The following is a 15,728-nucleotide window of genomic DNA, read 5'->3' on the forward strand; positions in this document are numbered from 1 at the left end:
CTCGACGCGCGTTACCTGAAGCCGCGCTGCTCGTCATGAGTAGCGCGGCTTTTTTATGCGTCGAGAAGACCGATCAGAGAAATCAGACGGGTTCCTAGGGAAGGCGGCGCTCTATTGCGAGACCTGCGTGACAGGGCGATGAATGGAACGTTGCTGGCGTCGTACGGGTCTTTAGCGCATCACTGTCGAACGGTTGCGGTGCTGGTTATACTGCGCGCCATTCATCCCCTAACTGGAGAAAACAGCATGCTGCAACGCCTGTTGTTCAGTCTTGTCGCCGTGTCTGCACTGACTCTCGCGGGCTGTGCGCACAGCCCGCAACAGCTCGACCCGACCCCGAAGCTTAACGAAACCATCAACCCGGTCGGCCAGGGCCAGCCGGTAGTCGTGCGGGTGGTGGATGGTCGTTCGTCACCGACGCTCGGTACTCGTGGCGGTCTGTATCCGGAAACCAGTGCGGTCATCGTGCCGAAGGAAAAGATCATACCCAAGCTCCAGGCTCAGGCTGAAGCTGCAGTCCGTCTGCTTGGCTTCACGCCGTCTGCCAACGCCTATAACGCTCCACAGCTGACGTTGACGTTGGCCGAGTTGAAATATCAGTCGCCGAAAGAAGGCCTGTACGTGACCGAGGCGAACGTCGGCGCGACCTTCCGTATCGAGGTACAGAACGGCGGCCGTCGCTACACCGGACGCTACGGCGCCTCGCTGAATCAGCGCTTCGGCATGGCGCCGAACGAGCAGACCAACACAAAGCTGGTCAGCGAAGTGTTGAGCGATGCATTGACCCGCGTGTTTCGGGATCAGAGCATCAGTCAGGTGCTGACTCAGTAACGCTTCAGCGCAACGATCTTCCGGCCACGCGCTGGCACTGGGAACCCGCATCTCGATGCGGGTTCTTCGTTTCAGGGGCGGAGGCAGCGATTCGTCAGAGATGACAATAACGGGGCGCCATTAGATGGCCTTTCAAACCACCGATAAGCTCGTACGACGTAGGAAACAAAGCGCCCCGAACCAGTCGGGGCGCTTGTCGTTCATGCGGAACGTACGCAGGGATCAGCGCACGCCGGAGTTGCGCAGGGCGGCCGGGGTGTACTGGTTGGAGTTGGCCTTGTAGTTGTAGGTGTAGGGGTTCTTTTCCTCGTTCTTCATGCCCATCACCAGGTAACGACCGGAGACCAGGTCATATAGGGTTTCCATGGCGTAAAGCGGAACCTGATCATTGTAGATGTACTCGGCATGCGCCTCGGCGACGCGCCAGAGCATGTTGCGACCGTCGTAATGATCGATGACCGCGGCCTGCCAAGTGTCTTCGTCGATGAAAAAATGGCGCTTGGCGTAGATGTGGCGCTCACCGGTCTTCAAAGTCGCCTCGACTTCCCACACGCGGTGCAATTCGTAGCGGGTCAGATCCTGGTTGATGTGGCCGGGCTTGATGATGTCGTCGTACTTGAGCTTCGGCGAGTCCAGGCGGTAGGAGTTGTAGGGGATGTACATTTCCTTCTTGCCCACCAGCTTCCAGTCATAACGATCCGGGGCGCCGTTGAACATGTCCAGGTTGTCGGAGGTACGCAGGCCATCGGCTGCAGTGCCCGGACCATCGTAGGCGACCTGAGGTGCGCGGCGAACACGGCGCTGGCCGGCGTTGTAGATCCACGCCATGCGCGGCTCTTTCACCTGGTCCAGGGTTTCGTGCACCAGCAGGACGTTACCAGCCAGGCGCGACGGGTCTGTGACCTGTTGCTTGAAGTAGAAGAGGATGTTGCCGTGCTTCTCCGGGTCGTAGTCGGTCAGGGTATTGGTGTAAACCACTTCGTCGACGAACTTGACCAGGCTGTAGCTGCCGTTCACCTGCGGCGTGGCCTGTGCCACGACGCGGCGGGCCGAGCCACCGCGATAGCGGGTGATGTGGTTCCAGATCACTTCCAGACCGTCCTGGGGAATCGGGAAGGCTACCGCCGTATCGAAGTTCTCCAGTCCGTTGCCGCCGCGAACCAGCTTGGTCTGGGTCGCGTTCTTCTTCGCCGCGTCATAGATCTGCTGCGGTACGGCAGCGCTGCGGCGGGTTTCGAAGACCGGTAGGCGATAGGTCTCGGGATAACGCTTGAGCATGGCAATCTGGCCAGGGCTCAGGTTGTCCTTGTACTGCTCGAAGTTCTGCGCGGTGATGGTGAACTTGGGCTTGTCGTTCGGGTAAGGATCGCTGACGAAGCCATCAGCGCTGATGGCGGCCGCGTCGGTTGGCAGGCCTCCGGTCCAGGCGGGGATGGTGCCGGCGGCGTTGCCGGCTTTCTCGGCGCCGAGAGGTGTCAGGCTGTCACCTAGCTTGGCTGCTTCCGATTCGGACACCGCAGCCATGGCTCCATTTGCCAGAACGGCGGCCGCCAGCAAAGAGAGAGTGAGTGCCCCCGTTTTCAATATCTTCTTATTCATTGTTCTGTCCTGTTGATCCTGAGTAGCTGATTCCCTACGAGGTGCAACCGTAAGCGCGGCGCTCGAAGGTGGCGACTTCCACGGAAGAAGTAGCGGGCCGGTACAGGCCCGGTAATGGCGTCAAAGAGACGCAGCGATTACAAGTTGCCGTTTGCTCGACTCCGTGGCAGTCCCATCTGGTTGCTCAAGCCAGGCGCACGCTCTATTTCGGTTGTTCGAGGCGAGGTGAGGGTGAAGCTGCGAGGGACTATAAGTCAACGATCTAGGCACGGCCTATCTGCATAAATGGCGCAAATGCCCGGCAAATTGCCATCCCTTGGTTGCGTCTCGCTTGGTCGCATCTCGTTTGGTCGGAAGCCGGCTGAACCGGAGGCTGCGCTTCGGTAGACTTCGCCGTCGCACCCAGGATGCCCTGGGCTTATTTTTCGGCGTGCCGGGGAGGTTCGGTTGTCAATGCAATTCGACGTATCGGGTTTGGCCAGTCTGGCCTTGTTGCTCAATTCAATGGCGCTGCTGATCGCGGTCGGTGGCGCCTGGCTGCTATTGGCGACGCGCTGGCGCCAGCAGCTAGCGGTCAATTCCTCATGCCTGGCCGGGCACAGCGTGCAGGCGGTCGAGCAGACCAGAATGTTGGCGACCCAGCGCATTGACCGCTTCTTCTATTGCTTCGGTTTCAGCAGCCTGGGATTGGCCTGGCTGTTGTCCTCGCTCACCCGGTTGGTATGAGCCGCCAGCCAGGCATCATTTAGAGATTCAGGCCTGCCTTCAGCCGGTGCTGATTACGCACCGGTGTGGCGTATTGCTGGATCAAATAGGGCTGTTGCACGCTTGGACAGGCGGCCAGGCGCTTGCTCCATTCGGCCTCGGCGCGGGCAATTTCCTCAGAGCTGAATAGCTCGGCGAGGCTGGGGATCGACAGCTCCGGATCGCGGCCATCCCAAATTCGGTACGCCAGATAATTCACTGGAAACAGGCGGTAGTCGCACAGGATCTGCTGGTCGATCCTGGCGGCGAGCTGCTTGGCATCCTCTGGAACTTCGGTGATCGGTGTGCCGAAACTCACATGCACGCGACCTTTGTAACCGGTGATTCCAAGCGCGATGCTGGTGTCGTCTTCGCCGGGCGCTTTGGTGTAGGTGCCAGTCGTGGCGCGGATGTAAAGCTCGCGAGCCTTGGCTTGATCGCAGGGATCATACTCGTAGCTGATCGACACCGGCGTTGGGCGCAGCTCCGTCAGTACGCTGGCGAACGGCTCGTCCTTGCGGCTCATGTGTAGCATCTTCAGGATCGCAGAATCGGTGCGATCGTCACCGTCTTTGGCGCGGCCTTCAGCCTGGGCAATCCAGATCGACTCGCCATCGTTGCGGATCGAGTGGTTGATATAGGCGGAGAGCAGTTGGTAGGCGGCGAGTTTTTCGCGCCGGCCGGTGACCGAGCGGCGCACGATGAAGCTCTTGTTTAGCCGCATCAGGTCACTGACGAAGGGCCGTTGCAGCAGGTTGTCACCGATGGCGATGCGCGGCGTGCGCATCTTCGCCTGGAACACCGCGTAATTGACGAATGCAGGATCCATCACGATATCGCGATGGTTGGCCATGAACAGATAGGCGCAGCCGGGCTGAAGTTTTTCCAATCCGGAATAGGTGATGCCATCGGTGGCGCGCTCGATGGTGCGGTCTACGTACATCTCGATCCGCGCTTGAAGCGTGTCGATCGAATGGATGCTGGCGAACTCGCGGCGCAGTCGTTGCGCTATAAGTGGCTTAAGCATCCAGCCCATCGGGCCGGCCAGTCGCGGAAAGCGAAAGTGCACCAGGATGTCGAGGAACTCCCGGTCGGCGAACAGCCGCGCCATCACGGCAGGGACTTCGGCGTCGGCATAGGGTCGGATGGCTTCGAATTCGTCCATCATGCTCTCTGTAAGGGAAACGACTGAATGACCCCAACTGTCTTGAGGTCGAAACTGGACGGCGATTATAGCGGCAAGTCACGCAGGAGACGCTGATGCTCGAAACACAGGATTACCAATGCCCCTATTGCGGCGAAGTGGTGGAGGCGCTGCTTGATCTGAGTGGCGGCGATCAGCGCTACATCGAAGATTGCGCGGTCTGCTGCCGGCCGATCATTTTCGATCTGCGAACCGATGGCAGCGATTGGCAGCTCGATGTACTGCGGGAGGATGAATGATGCGACGTATTTACGAACCCCGCGATCTGCTCGAGGCTGAGATGCTCTGCGGAATGCTGGAAGCAGAGGGTATCGAGGTATTTCTTACCGGCCGGCATCTGATCGGTGCGCTAGGCGAGTTGCCGGTTGCGGGCCTGCTCGGGCTGATAGTGGCGGATGAGCAGACCGAGCGCGCGCGACAGCTGATCGCTGAGTACAATGGCGCCGAACCGATGCCTGGTGATGAACCCGAAAGCTATCCTGGCGAGCTTATCTGCTAGTCGCTGGCGGAAAATCGCCTGCAATCCACGCCGTTGTTTCGGTGCCCACGTTCCTCAGCCCAACGAGTCCTGTTCATGTGTGGCCGCTATGCCCTGTTCCGCTGGAGTCCGGCCTTTGCCGCGCTGCCGGGTTTTCCCGCTGATCAGCAGCCGCACTGGAGTCTGGCGCCGGGAGCATCGGTATTACTGTTACGTCAGCTAGACGACGAGCTGCAGCTCAGCAGTGTGCGCTGGGGTCTGACCCCAGCCTGGTTGACTGACTTTACCCGGACGCCAGCACAGGCGCGTGCGGAAACGCTGGCCGAGCAGCCAATGTTCCGCGACGCCTTCCGTCAGCGCCGTGGCGTGCTACCGGCCAACGGCTTTTATGAATGGCGCGGCACCGCGCGCAAACGGCCCTACTGGATGACAGCTGAGGATTCGCTGATGTATTTCGCGGCGATCTGGGAAGCCTACCCGGTACAGGGCCACACTTATTTCAGCGCGGCCGTGGTAACGCTGCCGGCGGCGAATCAGCGGCGGCCGCTGATGCTGGACCAGGCGGCTATGGCCGCCTGGCTCGATCCCCAAACTCCGCTCGAAGTACTTCAGACATTGCTTGTGGCGCGCCAGCCAGCGCTACGCGAGCGGCCGTTGGCGACTTTCGTCAACGACCCTAAGCTGGATGCACCAGAATGCCTGACGCCGGTTAACTAGCCGCCTGGCCCCAGACCTCGGGCGGGTTGATCAACGCCGCGGCCGTCCAGCCAGACACGTAAGCCCGGCGCTGGCCGGTTGCCCGGTAGGCGGGCTCGCTCTAGCATACGGCGCAGAATCCACGGGAGACGCGACATGCTCAAGCCGCATCCATTTACCCTTTTCCTTGCAGCCTCCGTGCTCGCCGGTTGCCAGGCGGTCAATACCACCAGTGGCGGTGCCGTCGGCGTCGACCGCAAGCAGTACATGTTCAGCATGCTGTCGACCGAGCAGGTCAACCAGATGTATGCGCAGTCTTATCAGCAAACTCTGAGCGAGGCCTCGCAAAAAGGTGTGCTTGAGAAAAGTAGTGCGATCACCAAACGCGTCAATGGCATTGCCCAGCGGCTGATTGCCGAAGTGCCGGCGTTCCGTCCGGACGCGGCGCAGTGGAACTGGGAAGTCAACGTCATCGACAGCCCGGAACTGAACGCCAACTGCGGCCCGGGCGGCAAGATCATTTTCTACACCGGGCTTATTGAAAAACTGAACCTGACCGACGACGAGATCGCTGCGGTGATGGGGCACGAAATCGCCCATGCGCTGCGCGAACATGGCCGCGAGGCGATGTCCAAGGCTTACGGCGTGCAAGTGGCGACGCAGATCGGCTCGGCATTCGGCGTCGGCGATGGCAGTCTGCAGTTGGCGAATATGGGCGTCGAATATCTGATGACACTGCCAAACAGCCGCAGTAATGAGAACGAGGCCGATCTGATCGGCCTGGAACTGGCGGCGCGGGCGGGTTACAACCCGAACGCGGCGGTCAGTCTGTGGAAGAAAATGGCGGCGGCGGGCGGTTCCGCACCGCCGGAATTCCTCAGCACGCATCCTTCGTCGAGCAGCCGCACGCAGGCCCTGCAGGAAAATATTCCGAAGGTGATGCCGCTATACCAGAAGAATCGTTGAAGCCTGCCGCTGCGCCGCCCGGTTCAGGTCGGTGGCAGCGTAATCGGGATAGGGCTGTCCATACCCAGCTGTTGCCGGGCGCTTTCCAGGTCGAACAGCGTATTGATTTCTTCGATGTCGCCGCCCGGGTTGAGTGTCCATATCGACATGGCGGCGACCGTGAGGATCTTGCCGCTCGGAGGATGTCCGAAAACCGTTTTCTCCAGGGTGCCGAACAGCGTGCTGGACGTAACGACGCGGTTGCCCTCGCTGAGACACTCGTCCACTACCACTTCCAGATCCGGCATCGCCTGACGGATTTCCCGCACGATCAGGCCGAAGCCAGCACTGTTGACCGGCTGTGCAATGAATGAACTTTTGTAGCTGAAATAGCGGCTCTGCAATTGTTCGGCCAGCGCCAGTCGGCCCTTGCTCCAGCTCAGGTCGATGTGCTGCTGAACCCGCCGTTTTCGTTCCTCCGGTGACATGCAGCCTGCTCCCCCTGAAATGCCGCCAGAACGCGGTGAATACCCACTCTAACAGCACCGGGAGCGCGGCAATTTGCGCTGCGTATCAGACTGGAAGCATGCCGCTCAAGGTCAGCGCCTGGTAGGCCGCATACAGGGCCAATGCTGCGAAGCAGATGGCTGCGATTCTTCGGATCAGCGTGAGCGGCATGCGATCAGCGGCGAAGTTGCCGGCCAGTACCACCGGTACGTTGGCGAGCAGCATGCCCAGCGTAGTGCCGACGATGACCAGGATGAAATCGGGATATTGCGCGGCCAGCATGACGGTCGCAACCTGAGTCTTATCGCCCATTTCCGCGAGGAAGAATGCGATCAGGGTCGCGACGAACGGGCCGAAACGGCGCCCGCGAGAAGCTTCGTCCTCTTCGAGTTTGTCTGGTACCAATGTCCACAATGCCACTGCGGCGAAGGAGGCAGCCAGAATCCAGCTGAGGATGGCGGGCGAGACCAGCGAAGATACCCAATTGCCGACCGCGCCGGCGGCCGCATGGTTGGCCAGGGTGGCGACGACGATACCCCAGATGATCGGCAGCGGTCGCCGATAGCGGGCCGCCAGCAGCAGAGCGAGAAGCTGGGTTTTGTCACCAATCTCAGCGAGCGCAACGATCAGGGTGGGGATGTAGAACGATTCCAACGGACTTCCTTGCAGGGGCGGGTCGACGAAATCACCATGACACGCATCGCCTGCCCGCCCCGGGTCAGGTGTACGTGTCATGGGTCTTGTCAAACCGGGCGTGGCTGCCGAGGCGGGCCGCGCGGGTCGCATGCGCCATGGTCTGTGGACCAAGTATGTTGACGCATGCCAGGCGAGCAGGGCGCTCACCGGAGACTACTCCCCCAGGACGGGCGCGAGTTTGCCCAAGCATGGCGCGTTGTGCAAGTCGGGCCTGTAGTCAATCAGGCGCGTCGCGCGCGGTAGATGCGAAAGCCGTCCGCATTGACGAGGGTTTCGCAGCGACCCAGGTGCGCCTCGATCAAAGGCGGATATTTGAGGAAGGCGTTGGCGACCAGGCGTAGCTCGCCGCCTGTTCGCAGATGGCTGGCGGCGCGCTGAAGGAGTGTCTCGCTGGCCTCGTAATGGGTATGCACGCCTTGATGGAACGGCGGATTACTGACGATCGCGGCGCAGTCTCCCGGCGCAGCATCGATGCCGTCGCCGGCAATGACCTCGGCATTCAGGCCGTTGGCCGCCAAGGTCATGCGGCTGCTTTCGACGGCAAACGCATCCACATCCAGCAGCACTACGTCGTTATGCGGATAACGCCTTTTCAACGACGCGCCGATGACGCCAGCGCCGCAGCCGAAATCCAGCAGCCTACCCGCCGGCAAATCATCTAGTTGGTCCAACAGCAGTGCGGTACCGCGATCAAGCCGGCCATGACTGAATACGCCCGGTAGGCTGACGATTTGCAACGGGCCGTCCGCCAGTTCCAGACTGAAGCGCTGCGCAAGGAGTTGCAGATCGGGAATAGGCGGGCTGCTCTCCACCTTGACCTGCCAGAGCTGGCAATGCCGGGCGCTGTCGAGCTTGCGTGGCTCGCCGAACGGCGCCAGTTGTTTGGCCGCTCGCTCGACGCCGGCGCGCTTTTCCCCGACCAGATACAGCAAGCGGCCTGGTAGCCTGGCCGCCAGTGCATTGAGCAGATAGTCGGTCAGCTCGCGGGATTTAGGTAGGAACAGCACAGCGGCATCGAAATCGGCCGCTGGCGCCTGTACGCCAAATGCGCAGCGTCCACTGAAGCGGGCTTGCATCGTCTTATATTCGCCGGCGTGCCAACTCCAGCCTGTAGCCCCGCGCAGCTGGCCGAGCAGGTCGTCGGCCGGCAAACCGGCAAGCAGCACGTCGCCGCTGAAGAGTTCGGCCTGGCGCAGCAATACTTCGCTTCGCGGATCCATCGATGCCTCCGGGCAAAGCGGGCGAGCTTAGCAGCCTGTCCCTGGCTGCAGAAGTCGCGTCAACCTACTTGGCGCTTCGGCGCGCCGGCGAAAAACGCCTCGGCGTTCTCGCTTAGCTGACCGACGATGCGCTGGCGAGCTTCGCGGCTGCCCCAAGCGCTATGCGGCGTCACGATCAGGCGCGGTACGTCTGCGGCCAGCAGCGGGTTGTCGGCGCTCGGTGGCTCGCTGATCAGCACATCGGTGGCGGCGCCGCCCAGATGGCCGTGGCGCAGGGTGTCCGCCAGTGCCTGCTCATCGATCAGGCCGCCGCGGGCGGTATTGATGATGAAGGCCGATGGCTTCATCAGCTGCAGTTCGCGCGCGCCGATAAGGTTGCGCGTTTGCTCGGTCAGCGGGCAATGCAGGGTCAGTGCGTCGATCTGCGGCAGCAACTCGTCGAGCTCCAGACGATCCGGACGCGGCGGGCGGCCCGGCAGATTGCCAGTCAGCACGCGCATTCCCAGTGCCTCGGCCAGCCGGGCTACGGCGCTACCCAGCTCGCCATGGCCGAGCACGCCGAGGGTCTTGCCGGCCAACTCGACGATGGGAAAGTCCAACAGGCAGAATTGGCCGCTTTCCTGCCAGCGCCCGCGGGCCACGGCGCCTTGGTAATCGGGTAGTCGCGTGGCAAGTGCCAGCAACAACATCAAGGTGTGTTGGGCGACGGTGGCGGTGCCGTAGGCCTGGCAGTTGCAAACGGCGATGCCGCGCTGCCTGGCGGCCGCGAGCTCAATGTTGTTGACCCCGGTCGCAGCGACCAGAATCAGCTTCAGCTCCGGGCAGGCGGCGAATACCGCATCGTTCAGCGCTATCTTGTTGATGATGGCGACCTGGGCACCTTGCAGCCGTTCGATGATCTGCGCATCGCTGGTCTGCGCGTGACAAATCAGTTTATCGAAGGCTGACTGCAGCGGAGCCAGATCCAGGTCCCCCTGATCGAGGGGAGAGAGGTCGAGGAATACAGCGCGGCGATTGCTCATGGACTTTACTCGTATGATCAGCGGCGGACGTCCCGCCCCGGAAGTATCGGAGTCGATTAGATGTACTGGATGGAGTTTCTCACCGTGGCACTGGTGCACCTGCTTGCCGTGGCCAGCCCCGGACCGGATTTCGCGGTGGTCGTGCGCGAAAGCGTGACCCGCGGTCAGCGGAGCGGCAGTTGGACGGCCATCGGTGTCGGCAGCGGAATTCTGCTGCACGTAGGTTATTCGTTGCTCGGGATTGGTCTGATCGTCTCGCAGTCGATCGTGCTGTTCAACCTCTTCAAATGGCTGGCGGCCGGTTATCTGTTCTATCTCGGCTTTCAGGCGCTGCGCGCAAAGCCTGTCGCGGTCGGTGACCTGGCTCCGCCCTGCCCGGAGGAGGCACGTTCCGCCAGGCGTGCTTTTACCGTCGGTTTCGTCACTAACGGTTTGAACCCCAAGGCTACTCTATTTTTTCTGTCGTTATTCACCGTGGTTATCGACCCCCATACCCCTCTCGCCGTTCAGGCTGGCTATGGGTTATATCTGGCGTTCGCCACTGGTCTGTGGTTCTGCCTGGTGGCTTGGCTGTTCAGCCGCGAGCGCGTGCGGGCCGGTTTCGCCCGCATGGGGCACTGGTTCGACCGGGTGACCGGCGCGGTGCTGATCGGCCTCGGTGTGCGCCTGGCGGCAAGCGAGATCGCTTAGTGAGTAGTTTGCAAAAACGACCTGTTAGCCCGCAGCTGTAGCTGCGCAGGCAGTTGCAACGTTCTGTTGCACAGCCAGGCTGCGGGCTGAACGGTTGCGATGCAGACTGTCGGAGCTGAAGTTGCTCGGTGGGTGCCGCCGCGACGGTCCGGCGCTTGCCCAGGTTTTAGAGCGCATCTCATAACATTAATAACAAGGAAGCCCCTATGCTGCAGACCCGCGTGATCAAACCCGCCACGAACGCCTACCAATACCCCCTGCTGATCAAAAGTCTGCTGCTGTCGGGCCAACGCTACGAGCGCACTCGCGAAATCGTCTACCGCGACCAGCTGCGTTTCGATTACCGCACTCTCAATCAGCGCATCGCGCGGTTGGCCAACGTACTGACGGCTGCTGGGGTCAAGGCCGGCGACACCGTGGCGGTGATGGACTGGGACAGCCACCGCTACCTCGAATGCATGTTCGCGATCCCCATGATCGGCGCGGTTGTGCATACCATCAACGTGCGCCTGTCTCCCGAGCAGATTCTCTACACCATGAATCATGCCGAGGATCGCTTCGTCCTCGTCAACAGCGAGTTCGCTCCCCTGTATCAGGCGATTGCCGGTCAGCTCACTACCGTCGACAAGACGTTGTTGATTACCGATGCGCAAGACAAAAGCTGCGAACTGCCCAACTGCGTCGGGGAATACGAAAGCCTGCTGGCGACCGCGGAGCCGCACTACGATTTCCCCGATTTCGATGAAGATTCGGTTGCCACTACCTTCTACACCACCGGTACGACAGGAGATCCCAAGGGCGTCTACTTCACCCATCGCCAGTTGGTTCTGCATACGCTTGCCGGGGCGATAACCGTCGGCAGCCGTGAAAACCCGCAGCTGATGGCCGCGGGCGATGTCTACATGCCAATCACACCTATGTTCCACGTACACGCTTGGGGCTTGCCGTACGTGGCGACAATGCTGGGACTCAAACAGGTCTATCCGGGACGTTACGACCCAGAGTTGCTGATCGAGCTGTGGCGCCGCGAGAAGGTGACCTTCTCGCATTGCGTACCGACCATCGTGCAAATGCTGCTCAACGCCCAGGCTGCGCGAGGCGTGAATTTCAACGGCTGGAAGATCACCATCGGCGGCAGTGCACTGACCCGCGGCCTCTACGAATCGGCCCGCGCCTGCGGCATGCAGCTAGTGGCCGCGTACGGCATGTCGGAAACCTGCCCGCTGATTTCCGGAGCCCATATCAACGACGAGCTGCGCCAGGCCAGTGAGGACGAGCAGACCAGCTATCGACTCAAGGCCGGTATCCCCGTGGTGCTTGTCGATGCCGCGATCCAGGCGCCGGATGGCAGCTTCCTGCCCGCCGATGGCGCATCCCAGGGCGAACTGGTACTGCGGGCGCCATGGCTGACCCAGGGCTACGCCGGCAATCCGGAAAAGAGCGAAGAACTGTGGGCTGGGGGTTGGCTGCATACCGGTGACGTCGCAACCATCGACGAGATGGGTAATATCGACATTCGTGATCGCATCAAGGATGTGATCAAGACCGGCGGCGAGTGGATTTCCTCCTTGGCACTGGAAGGCCTGATAAGCCGCCACGAGGCCGTGCGCGACGTGGCGGTGGTTGGTGTGCCGGACGAGCGTTGGGGCGAACGCCCGTTCGCCTTGCTGGTGCTGGGCGAGGGCAAACAGCTCGATGCACGGACCCTTCAGGGTTTCCTCGAACCTGCCGTGGAGCAGGGCCATATCAACAAGTGGGCGATCCCGCAGCAAATTGCGGTAGTCGCCGATATTCCCAAGACCAGCGTCGGTAAGCTGGACAAGAAACGCATTCGGGTAGACATCGCTCGCTGGATGGAAGAGGGCAGCAGCGCCATCTCGTCGATCTAGGCCACGCCATTATTCTGACCAGATCCCAGCATGCTGCGGACCTTGTCTTCGAGGGCTGTAATGCTGAAGGGTTTGGTCAGGACCTCGTAATCGTGCAAGACATTGCTGCGGTGCAGTACCGATCCGTCGGCATAGCCAGTGATGAATAGCACGCGCAGCGACGGACGTTTTTCTCGTGCCGCATCGGCGAGCTGGCGTCCGTTCATGCCGCCGGGCAGGCCAATGTCCGAGATCAACAGGTCCAGGTGCATATTACCGTCGAGGATTCGCAGTCCGTTGGGGCCGTCGGCGGCTTCGAGGGTCTTGAGTCCCATTTCCTGCAACACCTCAGACACCAGCGTGCGAACGTTGGGTTCGTCATCGACCACCAGAACGATCTGGCCTTCGACCGGGGCGGACACCAGGCTCGCCGCGGTCGGGGCATCCTCGCTAACAAGCGGGCCGTGGTGGCGCGGCAGGTAAATCCAGACGCTGGTACCTTCGCCCACGACGCTCTCAATACGCACGCCGCCGCCTGATTGTCTGGCGAAGCCATAGACCATGGATAACCCGAGCCCTGTGCCTTCACCCAGCGGTTTGGTGGTGAAGAATGGATCGAAGACGTAGCCTAGCTTTTCCGGTGGGATGCCGACGCCAGTATCGCTGACACCAAGTGCCACGTATTCGCCTGGCTGCAGGCCTAGCTCATGGGCGGCTGGCTCGCTCAGCAAGATATTTTCGCTGATCAGCGTCAGGCGGCCGCCGTCCGGCATGGCGTCGCGGGCGTTGATGGTCAGGTTGAGCAGCGCGTTTTCCAGCTGATTTGTGTCGCAGAGCGTAAGCCAGAGGTCGTCGGATAGCCGGCTCGAGTAATCCACCAGCGGGCCGGTAGTACGCTGCAGTAGCTCCATCATGCCCGCGACCAGGGCATTAATATCGGTGGGACTGGGATCCAATGTCTGTCGGCGCGAGAAGGCCAGCAGGCGATGGGTCAGAGCCGTTGCGCGGGTGGCCGAACTCAGTGCGCTGCCTACGTAGCGCTGCAGATCGTCGACTCGGCCTTGCTGCAGGCGCACCGAGAGCAACTCCAGCGAACCGATCACGCCGGCCAGCAGATTATTGAAATCATGCGCCAGGCCACCGGTGAGCTGACCTACTGCCTCCATCTTCTGCGATTGACGTAATGCCGCCTCGGTCTTGGCACGCGCCGCGACCTCGGCATTGACGCGTTGCTCGAGGGTTTCGTTGAGGCGATGCAACGCATGTTCGGTACGTTTGTGTTGGGTAATGTCGAGACAGGCACCAACCATGTAAGAAGGCTTGCCGCTGGCATCGGCGAAGGTCTGCCCCTTGTCGAAAATCCAGCGCTCGCTGCCGTCTGGCAGGATTACCCGAAACTGCATCTCGAAGTCGTCGCCGTAGTGTGCGCAGAGTTCGCATTGCTGGACGATACCTGCTCTGTCGTCGGGATGAACCTTCTCGAGAAAATCGCTGAGCCATCCCGAGGCCACGCCCTCCATTCCGACTAGTCGCTGCATGGGCAGGTCCATGTCCAAGCGGTTGTTGTGAAGATCCCAATAAAAGGTGCCTGTGCCGGAGGCCAGTAGCGCCGCGTTCAGGCGCTCGTCGCTCTCGCGCAAGCGCAGTGCCGCCGACTCCTGCTCCAGCAGGCTGTCTGTAACATCTTCGGCCTGATGAATGATGTGGCTGACCCGGCCCTGCTCATCGAATACCGGCGAGTTGATGACGTCCCAATAGCGAGTTTCGTAACCGCCGCCAGCTTCGTCCGGGCGACGCAGCGCGTAGCTCACATGCCTGAGTTGTTGCGGCTCGCCAGTGCGCACCACCTCCGCCAGCGATGTGCGTAACAGGCCGACACCCTGCGCGCCAGAACTGGAGGCGTCTCCGCCATCGAAAATTTTGAATAGCGGCTCTCCGATCACGTCTCCGCGATGCGTCATGGTAACTCGCAACCGCTGATCGCTTGCGGCGACCATGGTGTAATCGGCATCGTTCGCGACTACCAGAACGACGCTTGGCAGAGCGTCGAAAATGCGCTGCATATCCTGTATGTCGATGGCTCAGCTCTCCCCGGCCAGATGCAGGCCCGTGTGTTCTCTATAAGCTAGTAGTTGCCGATTTTCGAAAATAATTCCGATTCATTTCGAAGAGCCGATGCGGCCAACACGTCCAATCGCTGATTCCCAGTCCGCTGCCGGGCGGCTGCACCGTCTACGGTGGCCGTATTCAGAGAAAACAGCTGTCAGCTTGAAATCATGGTTATTCAGCAGCTTGTTCCGTTGCGACAGGTTCGTCGGTACGTTCCGGTTCGGTGCCCGGCTGGGTGTTAACCTAGCGGCGCATTTCAGCCTGTGGCGGGTCTCGTTCGGCAGGCTGACGTCTTGGAGATAAAGGAAGTAACCATGAAAAAGCTCAGTAACCTGACTGCACTTGCCGCCACTTTCGCTCTGTTGGCGGGCTGTACCAACAATCCCTATACCGGCGAGCGAGAGGCGGGCAACGCAGGGATCTATGGAGGCATCGGTGCGATCAGCGGCGCTGTAATCGGCGCCGCCACGTCCAGCAAGAAAGACCGTGCCAAAGGTGCCCTGATTGGTGCAGCGGTGGGTGGCGCAGCCGGTGGCGGCTACGGATACTACGTCGATACCCAGGAAGCCAAGCTGCGCCAGACGCTGCAGGGCACTGGCGTTCAGGTTCAGCGCGACGGTGATAACTTGACGCTGATCATGCCGGGCAATATCACGTTCGCGAGCAGCTCGGCAGATATTTCCAGCGGTTTCTATCCGACGCTGAATTCGCTGGTTCAGGTGTTCAAGGAGTTCAACAAGAACGGCATCGACATTATCGGCCATACCGATAGCACCGGCTCGCAACAACTCAATCAGGACCTGTCGAATCGCCGCGCGCGTAGCGTCGCCGCCTATCTGGAAGGCAACGGCGTTGCCGCTTCGCGAATCTCGTCCTATGGCGCCGGCTCAAGTCAGCCAATCGCCAGCAACGATACCGCGTCTGGAAAGGCACAAAACCGCCGTGTAGAAATCAACCTGCGGCCGCTCTAAAAGGCTCTTAAAACAGGCGAGGCCCACAATAGGCTCGCCTGTGCCATTTAAGTGGCGTCATATTTTTTTCTTTTGTTCGTCTACTATTGAACCTCTCAGCGATACGCGACTCTGAAGCTCGTGACAGCGAGCCATGTAGTGGCACTGA

The 15,728-nt window shown here is 60.8% G+C and carries 16 protein-coding genes and 1 riboswitch; of the genes, 9 read left to right on the forward strand and 7 right to left on the reverse strand.

Annotated elements, in window-relative coordinates:
• Positions 1 to 246: 246 nt before the first annotated feature.
• Positions 247 to 831, forward strand: a complete 585-nt coding sequence (locus NAV33_RS14425; protein WP_255981203.1) for a YajG family lipoprotein — start codon at positions 247 to 249, stop codon at positions 829 to 831.
• Between the two features lie 222 nt (positions 832 to 1,053).
• Here the strand turns inward: NAV33_RS14425 and NAV33_RS14430 are convergent, their stop codons facing one another.
• On the reverse strand, positions 1,054 to 2,430 hold the full coding sequence (locus NAV33_RS14430) for a DUF1329 domain-containing protein (RefSeq protein ID WP_255981206.1): 1,377 nt from the start codon (positions 2,428 to 2,430) through the stop codon (positions 1,054 to 1,056).
• Between the two features lie 453 nt (positions 2,431 to 2,883).
• Between NAV33_RS14430 and NAV33_RS14435 the strand changes: the two genes are divergently transcribed.
• Positions 2,884 to 3,156 carry a hypothetical protein gene (locus NAV33_RS14435; RefSeq protein ID WP_255981207.1) on the forward strand — a complete coding sequence of 91 codons (273 nt, stop codon included), beginning with the start codon at positions 2,884 to 2,886 and terminating at the stop codon, positions 3,154 to 3,156.
• A 19-nt stretch (positions 3,157 to 3,175) separates the two neighbouring features.
• On the opposite strand, the gene NAV33_RS14440 is transcribed toward NAV33_RS14435, so the two are convergent.
• On the reverse strand, positions 3,176 to 4,339 hold the full coding sequence (locus tag NAV33_RS14440; protein WP_255981209.1) for a 1-acyl-sn-glycerol-3-phosphate acyltransferase: 1,164 nt from the start codon (positions 4,337 to 4,339) through the stop codon (positions 3,176 to 3,178).
• A gap of 95 nt (positions 4,340 to 4,434) precedes the next feature.
• Here NAV33_RS14440 and NAV33_RS14445 point away from each other — a divergent pair, with 95 nt between their 5' ends.
• The 4 genes from NAV33_RS14445 to NAV33_RS14460 all read left to right on the forward strand — a co-directional run bounded on the left by NAV33_RS14445 (position 4,435) and on the right by NAV33_RS14460 (position 6,518).
• On the forward strand, positions 4,435 to 4,617 hold the full coding sequence (locus NAV33_RS14445; protein WP_255981210.1) for a CPXCG motif-containing cysteine-rich protein: 183 nt from the start codon (positions 4,435 to 4,437) through the stop codon (positions 4,615 to 4,617).
• Entirely contained in the window at positions 4,617 to 4,877 is a 261-nt protein-coding gene (locus NAV33_RS14450) for a DUF2007 domain-containing protein (RefSeq protein ID WP_255981636.1), read from the forward strand. The genes NAV33_RS14445 and NAV33_RS14450 overlap by 1 nt, the downstream gene beginning before the upstream one ends.
• A 75-nt stretch (positions 4,878 to 4,952) precedes the next feature.
• Entirely contained in the window at positions 4,953 to 5,573 is a 621-nt protein-coding gene (locus tag NAV33_RS14455; RefSeq protein WP_255981212.1) for an SOS response-associated peptidase, read from the forward strand.
• A 135-nt stretch (positions 5,574 to 5,708) separates the two neighbouring features.
• Positions 5,709 to 6,518 (forward strand): M48 family metallopeptidase, encoded by an 810-nt coding sequence (locus NAV33_RS14460; protein WP_255981214.1) that lies wholly within the window; start codon positions 5,709 to 5,711, stop codon positions 6,516 to 6,518.
• A gap of 23 nt (positions 6,519 to 6,541) precedes the next feature.
• Here NAV33_RS14460 and NAV33_RS14465 read toward each other — a convergent pair whose 3' ends face one another.
• The 4 genes from NAV33_RS14465 to NAV33_RS14480 form a co-directional block, all read right to left on the reverse strand.
• Positions 6,542 to 6,985 carry an ester cyclase gene (locus tag NAV33_RS14465; RefSeq protein ID WP_255981216.1) on the reverse strand — a complete coding sequence of 148 codons (444 nt, stop codon included), beginning with the start codon at positions 6,983 to 6,985 and terminating at the stop codon, positions 6,542 to 6,544.
• 85 nt (positions 6,986 to 7,070) lie between these two features.
• Positions 7,071 to 7,658: a TMEM165/GDT1 family protein gene (locus NAV33_RS14470; RefSeq protein ID WP_255981218.1), complete on the reverse strand. Its 588-nt coding sequence runs from the start codon at positions 7,656 to 7,658 to the stop codon at positions 7,071 to 7,073.
• Between the two features lie 116 nt (positions 7,659 to 7,774).
• A riboswitch (yybP-ykoY riboswitch) is annotated at positions 7,775 to 7,874 on the reverse strand.
• 47 nt (positions 7,875 to 7,921) lie between these two features.
• Positions 7,922 to 8,920, reverse strand: a complete 999-nt coding sequence (locus NAV33_RS14475; protein WP_255981220.1) for a class I SAM-dependent methyltransferase — start codon at positions 8,918 to 8,920, stop codon at positions 7,922 to 7,924.
• 59 nt (positions 8,921 to 8,979) lie between these two features.
• The gene (locus NAV33_RS14480; RefSeq protein ID WP_255981221.1) at positions 8,980 to 9,942 is read right to left on the reverse strand and encodes a 2-hydroxyacid dehydrogenase; all 963 of its coding nucleotides are present in this window, start codon (positions 9,940 to 9,942) and stop codon (positions 8,980 to 8,982) included.
• Between the two features lie 60 nt (positions 9,943 to 10,002).
• On the opposite strand from NAV33_RS14480, the gene NAV33_RS14485 reads away from it, so the two are divergent.
• Positions 10,003 to 10,632, forward strand: coding sequence for a LysE family translocator (locus NAV33_RS14485; protein WP_255981223.1), 630 nt, complete (start codon positions 10,003 to 10,005; stop codon positions 10,630 to 10,632).
• 206 nt (positions 10,633 to 10,838) lie between these two features.
• Positions 10,839 to 12,521 (forward strand): fatty acid--CoA ligase, encoded by a 1,683-nt coding sequence (locus NAV33_RS14490; RefSeq protein ID WP_255981225.1) that lies wholly within the window; start codon positions 10,839 to 10,841, stop codon positions 12,519 to 12,521.
• On the opposite strand, the gene NAV33_RS14495 is transcribed toward NAV33_RS14490, so the two are convergent.
• Positions 12,518 to 14,563, reverse strand: coding sequence for an ATP-binding protein (locus NAV33_RS14495; RefSeq protein WP_255981227.1), 2,046 nt, complete (start codon positions 14,561 to 14,563; stop codon positions 12,518 to 12,520). The two genes, NAV33_RS14490 and NAV33_RS14495, sit on opposite strands and share 4 nt — an antisense overlap.
• 360 nt (positions 14,564 to 14,923) lie before the next feature.
• Here NAV33_RS14495 and NAV33_RS14500 point away from each other — a divergent pair, with 360 nt between their 5' ends.
• The gene (locus NAV33_RS14500) at positions 14,924 to 15,580 is read left to right on the forward strand and encodes an OmpA family protein (RefSeq protein ID WP_255981229.1); all 657 of its coding nucleotides are present in this window, start codon (positions 14,924 to 14,926) and stop codon (positions 15,578 to 15,580) included.
• Positions 15,581 to 15,728: the final 148 nt, after the last annotated feature.

The sequence above is a fragment of the Stutzerimonas stutzeri genome, assembly GCF_024448715.1.
Lineage (GTDB): Bacteria > Pseudomonadota > Gammaproteobacteria > Pseudomonadales > Pseudomonadaceae > Stutzerimonas > Stutzerimonas stutzeri_AR.